This is a genomic window from Streptomyces sp. CB02009 (assembly GCF_001905825.1).
Taxonomy (GTDB): Bacteria; Actinomycetota; Actinomycetes; order Streptomycetales; family Streptomycetaceae; genus Streptomyces.
The window spans coordinates 388,039-407,404 of record NZ_LIVV01000007.1; the positions used below are offsets into that span (position 1 = coordinate 388,039).

The 19,366-nt window shown below is 70.3% G+C and carries 18 protein-coding genes and 2 tRNA genes; 15 read left to right on the forward strand and 5 right to left on the reverse strand.

All coding sequences use genetic code 11. The features are described from left to right. Positions 1-94 precede the first annotated feature (94 nt). Both AMK27_RS28465 and AMK27_RS28470 read left to right on the forward strand, forming a co-directional pair. Positions 95-1,240: a PP2C family protein-serine/threonine phosphatase gene (locus AMK27_RS28465; RefSeq protein WP_073914005.1), complete on the forward strand. Its 1,146-nt coding sequence runs from the start codon at positions 95-97 to the stop codon at positions 1,238-1,240. A gap of 155 nt (positions 1,241-1,395) precedes the next feature. After that, positions 1,396-1,590 carry a hypothetical protein gene (locus AMK27_RS28470; RefSeq protein WP_015033610.1) on the forward strand — a complete coding sequence of 65 codons (195 nt, stop codon included), beginning with the start codon at positions 1,396-1,398 and terminating at the stop codon, positions 1,588-1,590. A 56-nt stretch (positions 1,591-1,646) separates the two neighbouring features. Here the strand turns inward: AMK27_RS28470 and AMK27_RS28475 are convergent, their stop codons facing one another. Beyond that, on the reverse strand, positions 1,647-2,135 hold the full coding sequence (locus tag AMK27_RS28475; RefSeq protein WP_073914010.1) for an amphi-Trp domain-containing protein: 489 nt from the start codon (positions 2,133-2,135) through the stop codon (positions 1,647-1,649). Between the two features lie 152 nt (positions 2,136-2,287). Then, positions 2,288-2,361: transfer RNA gene (locus AMK27_RS28480), tRNA-Gly, on the reverse strand. Positions 2,362-2,493: 132 nt separating this feature from the next. On the opposite strand from AMK27_RS28480, the gene AMK27_RS28485 reads away from it, so the two are divergent. The 5 genes from AMK27_RS28485 to clpX all read left to right on the forward strand — a co-directional run bounded on the left by AMK27_RS28485 (position 2,494) and on the right by clpX (position 7,150). Continuing rightward, positions 2,494-2,570, forward strand: a tRNA-Pro gene (locus tag AMK27_RS28485). A 172-nt stretch (positions 2,571-2,742) separates the two neighbouring features. Further along, the gene (gene tig, locus AMK27_RS28490; RefSeq protein WP_073914014.1) at positions 2,743-4,128 is read left to right on the forward strand and encodes a trigger factor; all 1,386 of its coding nucleotides are present in this window, start codon (positions 2,743-2,745) and stop codon (positions 4,126-4,128) included. Between the two features lie 240 nt (positions 4,129-4,368). Then, complete coding sequence (locus tag AMK27_RS28495; protein ID WP_073914018.1) at positions 4,369-4,986, forward strand: ATP-dependent Clp protease proteolytic subunit; 618 nt, start codon at positions 4,369-4,371, stop codon at positions 4,984-4,986. A 61-nt stretch (positions 4,987-5,047) separates the two neighbouring features. After that, positions 5,048-5,710 (forward strand): ATP-dependent Clp protease proteolytic subunit, encoded by a 663-nt coding sequence (locus AMK27_RS28500; RefSeq protein ID WP_030317610.1) that lies wholly within the window; start codon positions 5,048-5,050, stop codon positions 5,708-5,710. 156 nt (positions 5,711-5,866) lie between these two features. Continuing rightward, positions 5,867-7,150, forward strand: a complete 1,284-nt coding sequence (clpX, locus tag AMK27_RS28505) for an ATP-dependent Clp protease ATP-binding subunit ClpX (RefSeq protein WP_024755522.1) — start codon at positions 5,867-5,869, stop codon at positions 7,148-7,150. Positions 7,151-7,214: 64 nt separating this feature from the next. On the opposite strand, the gene AMK27_RS28510 is transcribed toward clpX, so the two are convergent. Together AMK27_RS28510 and AMK27_RS28515 are read right to left on the reverse strand one after the other, a co-directional pair. Next, on the reverse strand, positions 7,215-7,499 hold the full coding sequence (locus AMK27_RS28510; protein ID WP_073914023.1) for a hypothetical protein: 285 nt from the start codon (positions 7,497-7,499) through the stop codon (positions 7,215-7,217). Between the two features lie 182 nt (positions 7,500-7,681). Beyond that, the gene (locus AMK27_RS28515; RefSeq protein ID WP_073914027.1) at positions 7,682-8,644 is read right to left on the reverse strand and encodes a hypothetical protein; all 963 of its coding nucleotides are present in this window, start codon (positions 8,642-8,644) and stop codon (positions 7,682-7,684) included. A 138-nt stretch (positions 8,645-8,782) separates the two neighbouring features. Here AMK27_RS28515 and AMK27_RS28520 point away from each other — a divergent pair, with 138 nt between their 5' ends. Together AMK27_RS28520 and AMK27_RS28525 are read left to right on the forward strand one after the other, a co-directional pair. Further along, positions 8,783-11,404: a valine--tRNA ligase gene (locus AMK27_RS28520; RefSeq protein WP_073914030.1), complete on the forward strand. Its 2,622-nt coding sequence runs from the start codon at positions 8,783-8,785 to the stop codon at positions 11,402-11,404. Between the two features lie 207 nt (positions 11,405-11,611). Continuing rightward, complete coding sequence (locus AMK27_RS28525) at positions 11,612-12,751, forward strand: sensor histidine kinase (protein WP_241847627.1); 1,140 nt, start codon at positions 11,612-11,614, stop codon at positions 12,749-12,751. A 58-nt stretch (positions 12,752-12,809) separates the two neighbouring features. On the opposite strand, the gene AMK27_RS28530 is transcribed toward AMK27_RS28525, so the two are convergent. After that, a complete protein-coding gene (locus AMK27_RS28530; protein WP_198955950.1) occupies positions 12,810-13,832 on the reverse strand; it encodes a rod shape-determining protein in 1,023 nt (340 codons plus the stop codon). Positions 13,833-13,932: 100 nt separating this feature from the next. On the opposite strand from AMK27_RS28530, the gene folC reads away from it, so the two are divergent. From folC to mreD, 6 genes are all read left to right on the forward strand, one after another. Further along, positions 13,933-15,432 carry a bifunctional tetrahydrofolate synthase/dihydrofolate synthase gene (gene folC, locus AMK27_RS28535; protein ID WP_073914042.1) on the forward strand — a complete coding sequence of 500 codons (1,500 nt, stop codon included), beginning with the start codon at positions 13,933-13,935 and terminating at the stop codon, positions 15,430-15,432. A gap of 5 nt (positions 15,433-15,437) precedes the next feature. Beyond that, positions 15,438-15,803 (forward strand): DUF4233 domain-containing protein, encoded by a 366-nt coding sequence (locus AMK27_RS28540; protein WP_073914045.1) that lies wholly within the window; start codon positions 15,438-15,440, stop codon positions 15,801-15,803. Between the two features lie 66 nt (positions 15,804-15,869). Beyond that, the gene (gene ndk, locus AMK27_RS28545) at positions 15,870-16,283 is read left to right on the forward strand and encodes a nucleoside-diphosphate kinase (RefSeq protein ID WP_073914049.1); all 414 of its coding nucleotides are present in this window, start codon (positions 15,870-15,872) and stop codon (positions 16,281-16,283) included. A gap of 299 nt (positions 16,284-16,582) precedes the next feature. Continuing rightward, positions 16,583-17,602, forward strand: a complete 1,020-nt coding sequence (locus tag AMK27_RS28550) for a rod shape-determining protein (protein WP_030317599.1) — start codon at positions 16,583-16,585, stop codon at positions 17,600-17,602. 93 nt (positions 17,603-17,695) lie between these two features. Further along, entirely contained in the window at positions 17,696-18,694 is a 999-nt protein-coding gene (gene mreC / locus AMK27_RS28555; protein WP_073914052.1) for a rod shape-determining protein MreC, read from the forward strand. Further along, positions 18,691-19,359, forward strand: a complete 669-nt coding sequence (gene mreD / locus AMK27_RS28560) for a rod shape-determining protein MreD (protein ID WP_073914057.1) — start codon at positions 18,691-18,693, stop codon at positions 19,357-19,359. The genes mreC and mreD overlap by 4 nt, the downstream gene beginning before the upstream one ends. The last annotated feature ends 7 nt before the right edge of the window (positions 19,360-19,366 follow it).

Genomic DNA, 19,366 nt, shown 5'->3' on the forward strand with positions numbered 1-19,366 from the left:
TCAGCGGCACCCGCCCGGGGCGACCCGATTTCGCGCACATTGTCACAGGGGTACCCCTGCGCGATGTCGGACGGGATGGATAGGGTCCAGGCCAATGGGACACCGCGGCGGAGTGAAGACGTACGCGGCCCGGATGCGCCGACGCGCCCGCCGGGCCCGCATCGCGCTGCGCAGATCCGGCGTCGACTACTTCCGCGGGGACGGCTCCGACTGGCTCGCCTTCGCCGCACTCCTGCTGATGATTCCGGCCATCGCCGTCGGCACGATCCTCGACCCGGTCTGGTGCGCACCCGCCGCCCTCGTCCTGCCGATCGTCGCCGGCGGACTGCTGCTGCGCCCCGCCAGCCTGCTCGGCCTGTACGCGGCCGCCGCCGGCGCCCTCATCGTCGAGTCCATCGTCCTCGGCCCGTACACCCAGGGGCCCGCGCGCGTGACCCCCGGCACCGTCCTGGTCGTCGCCGCCTGCGGACTCTTCGGACTGCTCATCGCCCAGTTCCGGGCCCGGGTCGGAGTGCCCTGGCGGCGCGGCGGCACCATGCTCTTCGACCTGCGCGAGCGCATCCGCGTCCAGAGCGCCCTGCCGCGGCTCCCGCAGGGCTGGCACCGCGAGATGGCCCTGCGCCCGGCCGGCGGCCAGTCGTTCTCCGGCGACTTCGTCGTCGCCGCCCGCACCCACGGCGGCCGGACCCTCGAGGTCGTCCTCACCGACGTCTCCGGCAAGGGCATGGACGCGGCCTCCCGCTCCCTGCTGCTCTCCGGCGCCTTCGGCGGACTCCTCGGCTCGCTCCCGCCGCACGGCTTCCTGCCCGCGGCCAACGGCTATCTGCTCCGGCAGAACTGGGACGAGGGCTTCGCCACCTCCATCCACCTCGTCCTCGACCTGGAGTCCGGCGACTACGAGCTCTTCTCCGCCGGCCACCTGCCCGCCCTCCAGCTGCACGCGGGCAGCGGACGCTGGGAGGAGAAGGCCGCCGACGGCCCGCTGCTCGGCGTCTACGACGGCGCCGAGTTCCACCCGGACAAGGGGACCCTGCGCCCCGGCGACGTCCTCATGCTCTTCACCGACGGCCTCGTCGAGGCCGCCGACCGGGACATCGCCGAGGGCATCGACCGCCTCACCGGCGAGGCCGACCGCTGCGTCGTGGAAGGCTTCGACGGCGTCGCCTGGGACCTGATCGAGGCCGTCGCCAAGGACGTCAACGACGACCGGGCCCTGCTGCTGATCTCCCGCCGCGCCTGACCCGCGTCCGCCGGGCGACGTGATCTTGTCCACGACGATTCGTCACCAGGCAGCGGGGGCAGGGGGGTTGGTGGCACGATGGAGGCAGCGGGGGGTGTTCCGGGACACGGGCTCCCTGGTGGGCAAGGCGGGACCGACCGAGGGTGTGATCAGTTGTGGCCATTTCACTGTCTGTGGTGTTGCTGTTGGCAATCATCCTGGTGGTGCTGATCCGCGGGGGGAACCTCAAGGGCGGCCCCGCCGTGGTCGCGGTCCTCTTCGGCTTCTTCCTCGCCTCCACCGGCATGGCCGACGACATCCAGCGCTTCCTGGACTCGATAACGCAGACGGTCGCCTCGATCAAGTTCTGAGGCGGGCCCCGGGACGGCCCTGAGCGGCGGACACCGGGGCCGCTCCGAGGCGACTGTCAGGAGGAGGCGGCGGCCGAGGCGGTCGCCTCGGGCTTCGCCGCCGCTTGCTTCGTCCGCCGGCCGCCACCGGAGGCCGGGGCGGGCCCGGCCGCCGCCTTGCGCGACGCCCGCTTCGCCGGCGTCGCCGATCCGGCCGCCGCGGTCTTCTTCGCGGCCCTCGCCGGTCTGGCCTTCGCCGCCGAGGCGTTCGCCGTCGTGCTCTTCGCCGCCGAGGCCTTCGCCGGCTCGGCCGCCTTCGCGGGCGCGCTCTTCCGCGCGCGGCCCGTCGGCCACGTGAACTCGATCTCCAGCTCGATCTCCCCGTCCGACACCTCGAATTCCAGCTCGCAGCGGAGCTCGTCGGGGATGCGCAGGCTCAGGGTCCCCGCCCCCAGCTCCAGCTCGGCCTCCCCGCCCTGCCGCAGGGCGGCCGCGAGTGCGGTCAGCTGGTCCGCCGCCTCGGCGCGGGACAGCGAGCGCTTCTGCTCGAACTTCAGGTCCTTCATGGACGGCCTCCGGTGCGGAGAAGGACGGGGCGTGATCTCAGCCCAGTCTGCGGCCGTCCGTCCGACCCGGCATCTCGCACGGTCCGGGGACACCCCGTGAAACGCCTCGGGGCCGGTCAGGAGAAGACAACTCCTGACCGGCCCCGGGTACATGGAGCGGGTGACGGGAATCGAACCCGCGTAGCTAGTTTGGAAGACTAGTGCTCTACCATTGAGCTACACCCGCACAGCATCGCGCCGCAGGTCACGAGGACCGCGGCACGAAGAGCATGGTAGCGGTTCCGGGGCCCTCCGCGCACACCCCGAAATCAGGGGGCGCCGCACAGTCTCCGTCCATGTACCCTACGTGTCGCACCGACGGGGTGTGGCGCAGCTTGGTAGCGCGTCCGCTTTGGGAGCGGAAGGCCGTGGGTTCAAATCCCGCCACCCCGACCATGACGATCACGCGCGGCAGCTCGCGCGCTCTTGATCACGTTGTGGGCGTCATCCCGCTTGCGGTTACTATGCAAGCTGCGTGCCCGTGTGTCTTTCTGACCGGGCCGAGCCACCGGAACCGCCACACGCGGCGCCGGTGGATTCCAGGAATCAGCCACAAGGAGACCGAACCGTGAAGAGCGCCGTGGAGACCCTGAACCCGACCCGGGTTCGGCTCACTGTCGAGGTGCCCTTCGAGGAGCTCAAGGACAGCCTCGACGCGGCGTACAAGAAGATCAACCAGCAGGTCACGGTCAAGGGCTTCCGTAAGGGCAAGATCCCGGCTCGCGTGATCGACCAGCGGTTCGGCCGCGGCGCCGTGCTGGAAGAGGCCGTCAACGACGCGCTCCCGAAGTTCTACACCGAGGCCGTCAACGAGGCCGAGGTCAACCCGCTCGGCCAGCCCGAGGTCGACATCACCGAGCTGAAGGACGGCGAGCTGCTGGCCTTCACCGCCGAGGTCGACATCCGCCCGACGCTCGAGATCCCGGACTACTCCGGCATCGAGGTCACCGTCGACGCGGTCGAGGTCACCGACGAGGACGTCGAGAAGTCCGTGGAGCAGCTCCGCGAGCGCTTCGCCTCGACCTCCGCGGTCGAGCGCGCCGCCCAGGACGGCGACGTCGTCACCATCGACCTCGAGGCCAAGGTCGACGGCGAGGTCCTGCCCGACGGTGTGGCGAGCGACGTCTCGTACACCATCGGTTCGGGCGAGCTGCTCGACGGCATCGACGAGGCCGTCAAGGGCCTGGAGGCCGGTGGCGAGGCCACCTTCACCTCGCAGCTGAAGGGCGGCTCCGCCGAGGGCAAGGACGCGGAGGTCACCGTCAAGGTCACCACCGTCTCCGCCCGTGAGCTCCCCGAGCTCGACGACGAGTTCGCGCAGATGGCGTCGGAGTTCGACACCCTCGACGAGCTCAAGGCCGACAGCCGCAAGCGCCTCGAGAACATGAAGCAGTTCGACCAGGCCACCCAGGCCCAGGAGCGCGTCCTCGACGAGCTCCTCAAGCTGGTCGAGGTCCCGATGCCCGAGAAGCTTCTCGAGGACGAGATCAACACCCGCAAGCACAACCTGGAGCACCACCAGCTCGGCCAGATGGGCCTCGACCTCGCGAAGTACCTGGAGATCCAGGGCAAGACCGAGGAGGAGTTCCTGGCCGAGACCAAGGAGCAGGCCGAGAAGGGCATCAAGACGCAGTTCATCCTCGATGAGCTCGTCAACAAGGAGAAGCTCGACGTCTCCCGCGAGGAGCTCACCGAGCACCTGTTCCGCCGTGCCGCCTCCTCCGGCATGAGCCCCGACCAGTTCGCCCAGGCCGTGGCCGAGGGCGGCCAGGTGCCGATGCTCGTCGGCGAGGTCGCCCGCGGCAAGGCCCTCGCGGTCGTCGTCGAGGCCGCCAAGGTCCTCGACAGCAACGGTGAGGTCGTCGACCTCTCCGACGACGAGGACGAGGTCGAGACCGCCGCCGAGGCCGTCGAGGCCGTCACCGGCGAGGCCGAGGTCTCCGAGGACAAGTAAGGGGCCCTCCGCCCCGCGCGGACCCCGCTCCACGGGCCCGTACGCACTCCAGTGCGTACGGGCCCGCGGACGTCCGAGGACCCGGTCATGCGCCTCCAACTACCTTGCGCTCCCAGCGAACAGTTCGGGAACCGGGATGGCGTTGTCCCACCTGCGCGTTAGGGTCCATGAAGAGAGGGCAGTGCCCTCGGTACGAGACGCTGAGACGGCCCTGGCCGTCGGAGACGAGCAGGTGGATACGTGACGAATCTGAAGCCTTACGCCGCGGGTGAGCCGTCCATCGGTGGCGGCCTCGGCGACCATGTCTACAACCGGCTGCTCGGCGAGCGGATCATCTTCCTCGGCCAGCAGGTCGACGACGAGATCGCCAACAAGATCACCGCCCAGATGCTCCTCCTGGCCGCCGAGCCGGAGAAGGACATCTACCTGTACATCAACAGCCCCGGCGGCTCGGTGACGGCCGGCATGGCGGTCTACGACACCATGCAGTTCATCCCGAACGACGTCGTCACCATCGGCATGGGCATGGCGGCCTCGATGGGCCAGTTCCTGCTCACCGCCGGCACCCCCGGCAAGCGCTTCGCGCTGCCGAACACCGACATCCTGATGCACCAGGGCTCCGCCGGCATCGGTGGAACCGCCTCCGACATCAAGATCCAGGCCGAGTACCTGCTCCGTACGAAGAAGCGGATGGCCGAGATCACCGCGCACCACTCCGGCCAGACCGTCGAGGCGATCATCCGTGACGGTGACCGCGACCGCTGGTTCACCACGGAGGAGGCCAAGCAGTACGGCCTCATCGACGACATCATCACGCACGCCGCAGGTGTTCCGGGCGGCGGCGGCACGGGCGCCTGAGCCCGACCGCCCACCCAAGAGCCCCAGCCCACCGAACGCCACCAGGACGGTGAACACCCAGATGCAGAACAACCTCTCCGCCAGCGGCCTCTACACCGGCGCGCCGATCGACAACCGCTACGTCGTGCCGCGTTTCGTCGAGCGCACCTCGCAGGGCATCCGCGAGTACGACCCGTACGCCAAGCTCTTCGAAGAGCGCGTGATCTTCCTCGGCGTGCAGATCGACGACGCCTCCGCCAACGACGTCATGGCGCAGCTCCTGTGCCTGGAGTCGATGGACCCGGACCGCGACATCTCCATCTACATCAACAGCCCCGGTGGCTCCTTCACCGCGCTGACGGCGATCTACGACACGATGCAGTTCGTGAAGCCGGACATCCAGACGGTCTGCATGGGCCAGGCGGCCTCCGCCGCGGCCGTGCTGCTCGCCGCCGGCACCCCCGGCAAGCGGATGGCCCTGCCGAACGCCCGCGTGCTGATCCACCAGCCGTCCGGCGGCACCGGCCGTGAGCAGCTCTCCGACCTGGAGATCGCGGCCAACGAGATCCTGCGCATGCGCAGCCAGCTCGAGGAGATGCTGGCCAAGCACTCCTCGACGCCGATCGAGAAGATCCGCGACGACATCGAGCGCGACAAGATCCTCACGGCCGAGGACGCCCTGGCGTACGGCCTCGTGGACCAGATCGTCTCGACCCGTAAGAGCACGGCCGCCGCGGCACACTGACGCCCGACCTTCCCGCGGCACGGTGCGCATGGCCGAATCCCGACCATGTGAACCGTGCCAAGGGGGGCCCGAACGGGGGGCCCGGCAAGGTACCGTCGAATATGAGGCACCAGGAGTCGCTGAACCAGGCGCTCCCAGGCGAAGGGGAAGCACCTCGTGGCACGCATCGGTGATGGCGGCGACCTGCTCAAGTGCTCGTTCTGCGGAAAGAGCCAGAAGCAGGTGAAGAAGCTCATCGCGGGACCCGGTGTGTACATCTGCGACGAGTGCATCGACCTCTGCAACGAGATCATCGAGGAAGAACTCGCGGAGACGAGCGAGGTGCGCTGGGAGGAACTCCCCAAGCCCCGCGAGATCTACGAGTTCCTCGAGGGGTACGTCGTCGGGCAGGAGCCCGCGAAGAAGGCCCTCTCGGTCGCGGTGTACAACCACTACAAGCGCGTCCAGGCCGGCGAGAACGGCGGCGGCGCGGGGCGGGACGACGCCATCGAACTGGCGAAGTCCAACATTCTGCTGCTGGGCCCCACGGGCTCCGGCAAGACGCTCCTGGCCCAGACGCTGGCGCGCATGCTCAACGTTCCGTTCGCCATCGCCGACGCGACGGCGCTGACGGAGGCCGGCTACGTCGGCGAGGACGTCGAGAACATCCTGCTGAAGCTGATCCAGGCGGCCGACTACGACGTCAAGAAGGCCGAGACCGGGATCATCTACATCGACGAGATCGACAAGGTCGCCCGTAAGAGCGAAAACCCGTCGATCACCCGCGATGTCTCCGGCGAGGGCGTGCAGCAGGCCCTCCTGAAGATCCTGGAAGGGACGACGGCCTCGGTGCCGCCGCAGGGCGGCCGGAAGCACCCCCACCAGGAGTTCATCCAGATCGACACGACGAACGTGCTCTTCATCGTGGGCGGCGCCTTCGCCGGCCTCGAGAAGATCATCGAGTCGCGGGCGGGCGCCAAGGGCATCGGCTTCGGGGCGACCATCCGCTCCAAGCGCGAGATCGAGGCGAGCGACCAGTTCCAGGAGGTCATGCCGGAGGACCTGGTGAAGTTCGGGATGATCCCCGAGTTCATCGGCCGCCTCCCTGTCCTCACCTCCGTCCACAACCTGGACCGCGAGGCACTCCTCCAGATCCTGGTCGAGCCGCGGAACGCCCTGGTGAAGCAGTACCAGCGCCTCTTCGAACTCGACGGCGTGGAGCTGGACTTCGACCGCCCGGCCCTGGAGGCCATCGCCGACCAGGCGATCCTCCGCGGCACCGGCGCGCGAGGCCTGCGGGCCATCATGGAGGAGGTCCTCCAGTCGGTGATGTACGAGGTCCCGTCCCGCAAGGACGTGGCCCGCGTGGTCATCACGGCGGACGTCGTCCGCAACAACGTGAACCCGACGCTGGTCCCGCGGATCGTGAAGAACGACGGCAGGCACGAGAAGTCGGCCTGAGCCGCACGGACATGAAAGGGGCGCCCCGCCGACCGGCGGGGCGCCCCTTTCGTTCACGTAGGTGTCACGCCCGCATGCACGCGCTGTAGCGGTGCTGCCAGTTGCTGACCCCGATGTCGGAGAGTATCCCCATGCAGGCGGGGCTGGGCTTCCAGATCGGGAAGTGATCGGCCGGCCAACCGCAGGCCGACCGCACCTTCGGGCCGATGACGTAGCCGAGGTCGGACATGTGGATGATGCAGCTGCTCTGCGTCGCTGACGCGGGTGCCGCGGTCGCCAGAGGGGCTGCGATCGCCGCTCCGGTGAGAACGAGGCCGGTGACCAGCCGCCGGAGGTTCGCGCGGGCCATGAATGCTCCTGAGGTAGGGAACGAGTGTTCGATCTACCTCAGGGGAGCAGGAACGGGGAGTGCGGCACCAGGCACAGCCGGGGTTTTGGCCGGTTCTCTGTGATCCTCGGCCTGCTCCGGGTCGATCTTCTCGTGCGGGCCCAGCCGGGCCTCTGGTCGGCTGGGCCCGCACGGAGCCGATGTCAGGCCTTGCTGCGCGAGGCCTTGTACTGCTGGGCCGTCAGCTCGGCGACCTGGTCGAGGGTGAAGCCCTGGCCGCCGGTCAGCATCGTCGACGGGTCGAGCGCGTTGACGACGCCCACGGTGCCGTAGTCCGCCCAGATGCACGTGGGCACCGTGAACGACTTCGGGCCCGGGGTGGTCTGCGCCTTGGTGCTCTCGAGGGTGAGGTTCTGGCACTTCATCAGCGCGCCCTCGAACCCGGCCGGGGTCTTGTCCTCGGGGCTGCCGACCGGGGTGACCTTGACGTCCTCGGACTTGCTGCCCTGGTTCTTCCCGTAGTTCGCGAACGCGGCGTCGATCGCCTTCTCCGGATCGGCGACCTCACCCCACATCCCGTTCAGGCTCATGTTCTTGCCCTTGAGGGGATCGGTCGCGTCGCCGGCCTTGTACGAGGCCTGCGCCTGCTGCGGGTTCTTGATGCCCATCGCGTCGGCGGCGATCTTCTGCTCGGGGGTCAGGTCGCCGGTCTTGCCGGCGCCCTCCTTCTTGTATTCGCCGATCGTCGCCGCCGGGGTGATCTTGTACCCCTTGGTGTCGTCGGCCACGGCACTGTTCCCGCTGCCGCCCAGCACGAAGTACGCGCCCACGCCGATCGCCGCCACCACCGCGACCGCGCCGATGATCCAGCCCGCCTTCGACTTCTTCGGGGCCGGCGGGTGCGGGACGTAGCCGCCGGGGCCCTGGGGGGCGCCGTAGGGGGGCTGCTGGCCGTACGGGCCGGGCTGCTGGGGCTGCTGCGGGTAGCCGTACGGCGGCTGCTGCGGCGGGACGCCCTGCGGGGCCTGCTGGGGGTAGCCGTAACCGGGCTGCTGGCCGTAGGGCCCGGGCTGCTGCGGCTGCTGCCCGTAGGGGCCCGGCTGCTGGCCGTAGGGCCCGGGCTGCTGCGGCTGCTGGCCGTACGGGCCCGGCTGGTTGTAGCTCATCGACAGGTTCCCCTCACAGGATGTTTATGCCTACCGAACATCCTGGCGGAACCGGTGGGGTGGCAGTGCGGCGGGGCCCACACCGTTACCGAACCAAAGCGTTTCAGGACAGCACCGGGACACCCCTAAACTGGCCTCGTGACCGAGAACACTCAGCAGCAGACAGCGCCCACCACCGAACTGCCGACCACGTACGCGCCGGCCGAGGTAGAGGGGCCGCTGTACGAGCGCTGGGTAGAGCGCGGCTACTTCGAGGCGGACGCGAAGAGCGAGAAGCCCGCGTACACGATCGTCATCCCGCCGCCGAACGTCACCGGCTCGCTCCACCTGGGCCACGCCTTCGAGCACACGCTGATCGACGCCCTCACCCGCCGCAAGCGCATGCAGGGCTTCGAGACGCTGTGGCAGCCCGGCATGGACCACGCCGGCATCGCCACCCAGAACGTCGTCGAGCGTGAGCTCGCCAAGGAGGGCAAGTCCCGCCACGACCTGGGCCGCGAGGCCTTCGTCGAGCGCGTCTGGGAGTGGAAGGCCGAGTCCGGCGGGCAGATCGCCGGGCAGATGCGCCGCCTCGGTGAGGGCCTCGCGTGGAGCCGCGACCGCTTCACCATGGACGAGGGTCTCTCCCGCGCGGTCCAGACGGTCTTCAAGAAGATGTTCGACGACGGTCTGATCTACCGCGCCGAGCGCATCATCAACTGGTGCCCGCGCTGTCTGACGGCCATCTCCGACATCGAGGTCGACTACCAGGACGACGACGGCGAGCTCGTCTCCATGAAGTACGGCGAGGGCGAGGACACCATCGTCGTCGCCACCACGCGTGCGGAGACGATGCTCGGCGACACCGCGGTCGCCGTCCACCCCGACGACGAGCGCTACGCGCACCTGATCGGCAAGCAGATCAAGCTGCCGCTGACGGACCGGACCATCCCGGTCGTCGCCGACACGCACGTCGACCCGGAGTTCGGCACCGGCGCCGTCAAGGTGACCCCCGCCCACGACCCGAACGACTTCGCCATCGGCCAGCGCCACGACCTCGAGTCCATCGAGGTCCTCGACGAGCGCGGTGTGATCACCGTCCACGGCCCCTTCCAGGGCCTGGACCGCTTCGAGGCGCGCTCCGCGATCGTCGCCGCCCTGCGGGCCGAGGGCCGGATCGTCGCCGAGAAGCGCCCGTACGTCCACTCCGTCGGCCACTGCTCGCGCTGCAAGACGACGCTGGAGCCGCGTCTGTCGCTGCAGTGGTGGGTCAAGGTCGAGACCCTCGCCAAGGCCGCGGGCGACGCGGTCCGCGACGGGCGGGTCGACATCCACCCGGCCGACATGTCGCAGCGGTACTTCGACTGGGTCGACAACCTCAACGACTGGTGCATCTCGCGTCAGTTGTGGTGGGGCCACCGCATCCCCGTCTGGCACGGCCCGAACGGCGAGCTGGTCTGCGTCGGTCCCGACGACGAGACGCCCACGGGTGAGGGCTGGACCCAGGACACCGACGTCCTCGACACGTGGTTCTCGTCCGGCCTGTGGCCGTTCTCCACGCTCGGCTGGCCCGAGAAGACCCCGGACCTGGAGAAGTTCTATCCGAACTCCGTCCTGGTCACCGGCTACGACCTGATGTTCTTCTGGGTCGCCCGGATGATGATGTTCGGTCTGTACGCGATGGACGGCCAGCCGCCGTTCCGCACGATCGCGTTCCACGGCATGGTCCGCGACGAGTTCGGCAAGAAGATGTCGAAGTCGTTCGGGAACACGGTCAACCCGCTGGACTGGATGGACAAGTACGGCTCCGACGCCCTGCGCTTCACCCTGGCCAAGGGCGCCAACCCGGGCGTCGACGTCCCGATCGGCGAGGACTGGGTCCAGGCGTCCCGTAACTTCGCCAACAAGATCTGGAACGCGACCCGTTTCGCGATGATGAACGGCGCCACGATCGAGGGCCCGCTGCCGGACGCCTCGGCGATGTCGGCGACGGACCGCTGGATCCTGTCCCGGCTCAACGAGACGGTCGCCCAGGTCGACGCTTACTACGAGGACTTCCAGTTCGCCAAGCTGGCCGACACCCTCTACCACTTCGCGTGGGACGAGGTGTTCGCCTGGTACGTCGAGCTGTCGAAGACCACGTTCTTCGCGGGCGGCGAGGGCGCCAAGGTCTCCGGCCGGGTCCTCGGCGAGGTCCTGGACGTCATGCTGCGGCTGCTGCACCCGATCGTCCCGTTCGTCACCGACACCCTGTGGACCACCCTCACCGGGGGCGAGTCCCTGGTGGTCGCCGACTGGCCGAAGGACAGCGGCTTCCGCGACAAGGCCGCCGAGCAGGAGATCGAGCTGGTCCAGCGGGTCGTCACCGAGGTCCGCCGCTTCCGCAAGGAGCAGGGCCTCCAGGACGCCCAGAAGGTGCCGGCCCGCCTCACCGTCGAGGGCACCCCGCTGGTCGCGCACGAGGCCGCCATCCGCCAGATCCTGCGCCTCCAGCCGGAGGGCGAGGGCTTCGCCGCCACCGCCTCCCTGCCGGTCGCCGGCGCGACGGTCGCGCTCGACCTCTCGGGCACGATCGACGTGGCCGCGGAGCGCAAGCGTCTCGCGAAGGACCTCGCGGCCGCCGAGAAGGAGAAGGCCCAGGCGAACGGGAAGCTCGGCAACGAGGCGTTCCTGGCCAAGGCCCCGGACAACGTGGTCGACAAGATCCGTGGCCGCCTCGCCAAGGCGGACGAGGACATCGCCCGCATCGAGGCCCAGCTGGCGAACCTGCCGCAGGCCTAGTACGGCACGACGAGGGGGCCCGGGACCGTGACACACGGTCCCGGGCCCCCTCGCGTACGCCCGTCCGTGCGCCCGCCCTCCGGTTCCGCGGCGGCGGCGGCGTCGGCGTCGGCGTCGAACAGGAATCGGGACGAAGTGCCCGATCTCACATCAGACGGGACTTCAGGTCCACGACGTCGGGACGAAAGACCTTGGATGATGGAAGGCATGCTCCGCCTCCCCACCGTCCCCGCGCTGCGCCGATGCGTGGACCGGTGGGCGGTCTCGCCCCGCGCCCTCGACGTCGTCGCCGCGCTCAGCGCCTTCGGCCTCATGTGCCTGGACGTGCCGGGGCTCGCCCGCGCCGACAACTCCCTCAGCGGGCTCACCGCCACCCTGGTCCTCGCGGCCGGAGCCGCCACGCTGGTGCTCCGGCGCCGACTGCCCTGGGTGCCGTACGTGGTGGCGCTCGTCCTGATGGGCTGGCTGCACGAGCTGACGATGATCCAGTTCGCGCTGTACTCGATCGGCCGCTACCGGGGACGGCGGTCCGCGGTCGTCGCCACCCTGCTGTACGTCGGCGTCGCCTACGGCCTCTTCCTGACACCCGGCTGGCCCGCCCGGCACGGCGACACCCTGAGCGACTTCCTGAGCCTGGTCGTCCCGATCGGCGTCCTCGCGGCGGGCGTCGGCATCGCCGCGTACCGCCAGGACCTCGTCCGCGCCCTGGAGGTCCAGCGGCGCGAGGCCGCCGCCCGGCAGGCCGTCCAGGAGGAGCGGATCTCCGTCGGCCGGGACGTCCACGACCTGGTCGGCCGCGAGCTGACCGTGCTCGCGGTGCGCGCCGAGGTCCTCGCCGTACGGGCCAGGGGCGACGGCCACCAGAAGGACTTCGAGGAGCTCGCGGACACCGCCCGGCGCGCCCACCTCATGCTCAACGAGACGATCGTGCGCCGCGCCGACCGGGACTCGGCCACCCCCGGCCTGGAAGGGCTCGCCGAGCTCGCCGGGGAGAGCGAGCGGATGGGCAGCCCGGTCGAGCTGACGGTCGCCCGGGAGGCGAAGGCCCTCTCGCCGCTGCGGCAGGCGGCCGTCCACCGGGTCGTGCGGGAGTGCCTGACGAACGCCGCGAAGCACGCGCCCGGACTGCCCGTGACGGTCGCGATCACGGTGGAGGGCCCCGATCTGCGGATCGAGGTCCGCAACCCGCTGCCGAAGACACCGCCGGACCCGGCCCCGGTCTCCACCGGCACCGGGCTGTTCTCGATGGAGGAGCGGGTCACCAGCATGGGCGGCACCCTGAGGGCCCGCCGCGAGGGCGGGTCGTACGAGGTCACGGCACTCCTGCCGACAGGCCTGCGGCACTGACACCGCCGAAGCCGGTCGGCCGTCGCTCCGGCGAAGCCCCCGCGGCGCGCGCGTCGGTTCAGCGCGTCGTCTCCGCCTTCCCCATCACCCGCTGCAGCCCCTCGAAGTCCTCCACGCACCGCCCCGAGCCCAGCACCACGCATTCCAGCGGCCGGTCCGCGACGAAGACCGGGATGCCCGTCGCCGAGGCCATCCGCAGGTCGAGGCCCGGCAGCAGCGCTCCGCCGCCGGTCAGCACGATGCCGTGCTCCATGACGTCGCCGGACAGCTCCGGCGGGCACTCCTCCAGGGTGGCCCGTACCGCCGAGATGATCGCCTCGACGGGCTCGTCGAGCGCCTCCCGCACCTCGGGCACCGTCAGCCGCACCGTCCGGGGCAGTCCGCCGACCTTCTCCCGGCCGCGCACGGTGAAGGTCGCGTCCTCCCGCTCCTCCTCGCCCGGCACCGGCCAGGCCGTGCCGATGGCGACCTTGACGTCCTCGGCGGTCCGCTCGCCGATGAGCAGCGCGTGCCGCTTGCGGACGTACTCGGTGACGGCCGTGTCCAGACGGTCGCCGCCGACCCGCAGCGACCGGGCCGTGACGATCCCGCCGAGCGAGATCACCGCCACCTCGGTCGTACCGCCGCCGATGTCGACGACCATCGATCCGCGCGGGGAGGAGACGGGCAGCCCGGCTCCGATCGCCGCCGCCATCGGCTCCTCGATCAGGTGCACCGCCCGCGCGCCGGCCGAGAGCGAGGCGTGCACGATGGCCCGCCGCTCGACCTGGGTCACCCCGCTCGGCACGCACACGACCATCCGGGTACGGGGCCGGCGACGGCCCGGGACGGCCTTGCGCACGAAGTGCCGGATCATCTCCTCGGCCGCCTCGTAGTCGCTGATCACGCCGTCCCGCAGCGGGCGGATCGCGGTGATCGAACCGGGTGTGCGGCCGATGGTCTCCTTCGCCTCCGTGCCGACCGCGAGCGCCTGCCGCGAGCCCGCCTGGACCGCCACCACCGACGGTTCGTCGAGCACGATGCCCTGGCCCCGTGCGTAGAGGAGCGTGTTGGCCGTGCCGAGGTCGATCCCTATGTCCATGATCGCCAAGTTTGCCCGGCCGGTCCGGCGGACGGTGGACCGAAGGTCCCGAATGGGGTGGGTCCAATGTCCTGTCAGTACCGCTCCGTAGACTGGGCCCGTGAGCGAGCCGAGCGACCCGAGTGACCAGTTCGACGACATCGTCGACGCCGAGACCGACCGAGACCCCGACCTGGCGGTGATCGAGGCAGGCAGCCGTACCCTGCGCACCCAGGGCGGCCGGCCCCAGGGCGACCCGGTGCCCAGCCGCCCCGAGGACCCGGAGCTCGACAAGGCCCTGCGCGAGGTCGAGACCGAGCTGTCCACCCGCTGGGGCGAGACCAAGCTGGAGCCCTCGGTCACCCGGATCGCGGCCCTGATGGACGTCCTCGGCGATCCGCAGCGCGCGTACCCGTCGATCCACATCACCGGCACCAACGGCAAGACGTCCACGGCCCGCATGATCGAGGCCCTGCTCGGCGCCTTCGAGCTGCGCACCGGTCGGTACACGTCGCCGCACGTGCAGACCATCACCGAGCGCATCAGCCTGGACGGCGCCCCGATCTCCGCCGAGCGGTTCGTCGAGACGTACCAGGACATCAAGCCGTACGTGGAGCTGGTCGACGCCCGGGAGGAGTACCGGCTCTCCTTCTTCGAGGTCCTCACCGGAATGGCGTACGCGGCCTTCGCCGACGCCCCGGTCGACGTGGCCGTCGTCGAGGTCGGCATGGGCGGCACCTGGGACGCGACGAACGTCATCGACGGCTCCGTCGCCGTGGTGACCCCCATCGACCTGGACCACACGGACCGGCTCGGCTCGACCACCGCCGAGATCGCCGGCGAGAAGTCCGGGATCATCAAGCAGGGCGCGACCGTGATCCTGGCCCAGCAGCCGGTGGACGCGGCGCAGGTCCTGCTGAAGAAGGCCGTCGAGGCGGACGCCACCGTGGCCCGCGAGGGCATGGAGTACGGCATCGTCGCCCGCGAGGTGGCGGTCGGCGGCCAGCTCCTCACCCTGCGCGGCCTGGGCGGCGAGTACGACAACATCTTCCTGCCGCTGCACGGCGCCTACCAGGCGCACAACGCGGCGGTGGCGCTGGCGGCGGTCGAGGCCTTCTTCGGGATCGGCGCGGACCACGCGCGGACCCTGGACCTCGACACGGTCCGGCAGGCGTTCGCCCAGGTGGCCTCGCCCGGTCGGCTGGAGATCGTGCGCTCGTCCCCGACGGTCATCCTGGACGCCGCGCACAACCCGCACGGCGCGCGGGCGACGGCGGAGGGCGTCAGCGAGGCCTTCGGCTTCTCCCGGCTCGTCGGCGTGGTCTCCACGAGCGGCGACAAGGACGCCAAGGGCCTCCTGGAGGCCTTCGAGCCGATCTTCGCGGAGGTCGTCGTCACGGCGAACTCCAACCCCCGTGCCACGGACGTGGACGCGCTCGCCGCCCTCGCGGTCGAGGTCTTCGGCGAGGACCGGGTCGTCGTGGAGCCGCGGCTGCCCGACGCCCTGGAGGCGGCCATCACCCTCGCGGAGGAAGAGGCCGAGTACGGCGGCGCGGGTGTCCTCGTGACCGGTTCGATCTTCACGGTCGGCGACGCCCGGCTGCTGCTGCGAAGGGGCTGAACCCGATGCGTACGCTCTGTTCCTCGACGCTCATCGGCGAGTTCTTCGTGATCGGTTTCGCCGGTCTCGTCGCGATGAAGGACGACAGTCTCACGATGTCCACCGTCTGGTGGGTCTGCGGTGTCGCGATGGTCGTCTCCGTGCTGCTCTGTGGGATGGTCACCCGCCCCGGCGGTGTGCAGCTCGGCTGGGCCCTGCAGATCGGCCTGATCCTCAGCGGTTTCGTCGTGCCGACGATGTTCTTCCTCGGGGCGGTTTTCGCCGGTCTGTGGTGGGCGTCCGTTCACTATGGGCGACGGATCGACGACATCAAGGCACGGTGGGCCGAGGCCCAGGCCGCGGAAGCCTCGGCAGGGCCTGACGCTGCGTAATCGAGGGGCGTGCGGGGCCTGTAGCCTCGGAGGTCCCGCACACCGCTTTTCCGAAGGAGTTCCCCCGTGAGCCAGCGCACGCTCGTCCTGCTCAAGCCCGACGCCGTCCGCCGTGGCCTGGTCGGCGAGATCATCGGCCGCATCGAGCGCAAGGCCGGCTGGTCCCTGGCGGCCCTGGAGCTGCGCGAGCTGGACCAGGAGACCCTGGAGCAGCACTACGGCGAGCACAAGGGCAAGCCCTTCTACGAGCCGCTGATGGGCTTCATGTCCTCCGGTCCCGTCGTCGCGCTCGTCGTCGAGGGCGAGCGGGTCATCGAGGGCGTCCGCCAGCTGGCCGGTCCGACCGACCCGATCGCCGCCGCGCCCGGCTCGATCCGCGGCGACTTCGGCACCATCGTCCGGGAGAACCTGATCCACGCCTCCGACTCGGAGGAGTCGGCCCTGCGCGAGCTGAAGATCTTCTTCCCCGGTCTCGTCTGAGCCGACCCGACTCCGCTGACTCGGCGTCAGCCGAACGCAGCAGCCTGTGGGGCGACCGAAGGAATTCGGTCGCCCCCAGGCATATGAACGCCGATCCCGGGAACGGATCGCCGCGTCCTACCGTCACCTGTACAGAGGTGGACCACCGCGCGGTATCCGGGCGGGCGGCACTACGATGGAAAACTCCACGCCGCACCACCTTCAGCCACCCACTTCAGCACCGTTTCGCCTGCCTGAGCAGCCGTCAACGCTCGCTGGGGAAGGCCCGAAGCATCCTCATGGGAAACAAGGGGAACTCAATGTCGTTCATCGGCCGTGACATGGCTATCGACCTCGGGACTGCCAACACGCTGGTGTACGTCAGGGGGCGTGGCATCGTCCTCAACGAGCCGTCCGTCGTCGCGATCAACACCAACACCGGCGGCATCCTCGCGGTGGGCGCCGAGGCGAAGAAGATGATCGGCCGGACGCCCGGCAACATCGTCGCCGTCCGGCCCCTGAAGGACGGCGTGATCGCCGACTTCGAGATCACCGAGCGGATGCTCCGCTACTTCATCCTCAAGATCCACAAGCGCCGCTACCTGGCCCGCCCCCGGGTCGTCGTCTGCGTGCCCTCCGGCATCACCGGAGTGGAGCGCCGCGCCGTCATCGAGGCCTCGACGCAGGCCGGCGCCCGCCAGGTGCACATCATCGAGGAGCCCATGGCGGCGGCCATCGGCTCGGGCCTCCCGGTCCACGAGGCCACCGGCAACATGGTCGTGGACATCGGCGGCGGCACCACCGAGGTCGCCGTCATCTCCCTCGGCGGAATCGTCACGGCACAGTCGATCCGGGTCGCCGGCGACGAGCTGGACAACGCGATCATCCAGCACATCAAGAAGGAGTACTCGCTCCTCCTCGGTGAGCGCACCGCCGAGCAGATCAAGATCACCATCGGCTCCGCGTACGACCTCGACAAGGACGAGCACACCGAGATCCGCGGCCGCGACCTGGTCTCCGGCCTGCCCAAGACCGTCGTCATCTCGGCCGCCGAGGTCCGCAAGGCCATCGAGGAACCGGTCAACGCCATCGTCGACGCGGTGAAGACCACCCTCGACAAGTGCCCGCCCGAGCTCTCGGGTGACGTCATGGACCGCGGCATCGTTCTCACCGGTGGCGGCGCCCTGCTCCGCGGCCTCGACGAGCGCCTCCGCCGCGAGACCGGCATGCCGATCCACATCGCCGAGGACCCGCTGGACTCGGTGGCGCTCGGCTCCGGCAAGTGCGTGGAGGAGTTCGAGGCCCTCCAGCAGGTCCTGGACGCCCAGCCGCGCCGCTAGCACCACCCGTACGGCCCACGCGAGCACCACAGCAGGGCCGTACGGCCGCACAGCCCGACAACCGAACCCCGAGGAAAGGCACGGCCGCCGCACGTGAGGGACACACGAGAGAGCCGGCTGCTCCTGGTGCTGCTGATCGCCATCGCGTTCGCATTGATCACGGTGGACATCCGCGGCGGCCAGGAGTCACCCGTCGACGGTGCCCGACAGGCCGCAGCGGCGGTCTTCGGGCCGGTCGAGAACGGTGTGGCGGCCGCCGTCGATCCCATCGGCAACGCCATAGGCGCGGTCAGGGACTCCGGCGAGCGGCACACCCGGATCGCGGCCCTGGAGAAGGAGAACGCCGAGCTCAAGGCGGAGCTCGGCAGCGACGACCGCAACCGCAACCGGCTGCGCGAGCTCGACTCCATCCTGAAGACCGCCGGCGCCGGGCAGTACGGCATCAAGGGCGCCCAGGTCATCGCCATAGGAGCGGCCCAGGGCTTCTCCTGGACCGTCACCGTCGACGTGGGCGCGCGCGACGGCATCAAGCGGGACATGACCGTCCTGAACGGCTCCGGGCTCGTCGGCCGCGTCACCACCGTCGGTCCCTCGACCTCCACCGTCCTCCTCGCCAACGACCCCGACTTCACCGTCGGCACGCGCATGGAGAAGTCCGACGAACTCGGCTTCGCCACCGGCCAGGGCGACCGCCCGCTGCTCGTGCAGCTCCTCAACGGCAAGGCCAAGGTGAAGAACGGCGACCGGCTCGTCACCTTCGGCTCGCGCGCCGACAAGCCGTTCGTGCCGGGCGTCCCGGTCGGCGAGGTCGTCCGCGTCGACCCCGCGGGCGGCGGCCTGACCCGCAACATCTACGTCCGCCCGTACGTCGGCTTCACCAAGCTCGACATCGTCGGCATCGTGGTCCAGGCCCCCCGCGCCGACCCGCGCGACACGGTCCTCCCGCAGAAGCCCAAGCCGGCGCCGACCGTCACCGTCACGGTCACGCCGACGGCGACGCCGCAGGACGGGCAGCAGGCCGCCGACGGACAGCCGAACACGCAGGGCCGGAACCAGCAGCAGGGCCAGGACCAGGGGGACGTGACACCGTGAAGTTCAACCGGATCCTCCTCTCCGCCACCCTGATCGTGGTGGCCCTGGTCGTGCAGGTCTCCGTGCTCGCCCGGCTCCAGCTGCCCGGCGCCGTCCCCGACCTGGTCCTGCTCACCGTGGTCGGCCTGGCCCTGGTGTACGGACCGGTCAGCGGCTCGCTCATCGGCTTCAGCGCCGGCCTCCTCGCCGACCTGGCCCCGCCCGCCGACCACGCCGCCGGCCGCTACGCCCTCGTGCTCTGCGTCATCGGCTACCTCGTGGGCCTGGCCCGCCCGGAGAACGGCCGGCTGACCTCGGCGGCCGGCCCGATGGCCGTCGTCGTCGCGGCCGCCGTCGGCTCCACCCTGCTGTACGCGGGGGTGGGCGCCCTCGTCGGCGACACCGCCGCCCGCCATGTCGGCCTGGGGTTCCTGCTGTTCACCGCGGCCGTGTACGACCTGCTCCTCGCGCCCTTCACGGTGCCGCTCATCATGGCGCTGGCCCGACGCGCGGAGAACGACCCGCTCGCCGACGCGGGCGGGGGCAACGGCGCCGACGTCGCCTCCGGCTGGCTCTCCTCCGGCACCGGCCTGAGGATCGGCAACCAGCGCGGCGGCCTGCGGGTGAAGACCGCCCGGAGCCGCGCCTCACGGGCCGGACGCATCAAGGGAGTCAAGCGACTGTGACCGAGGG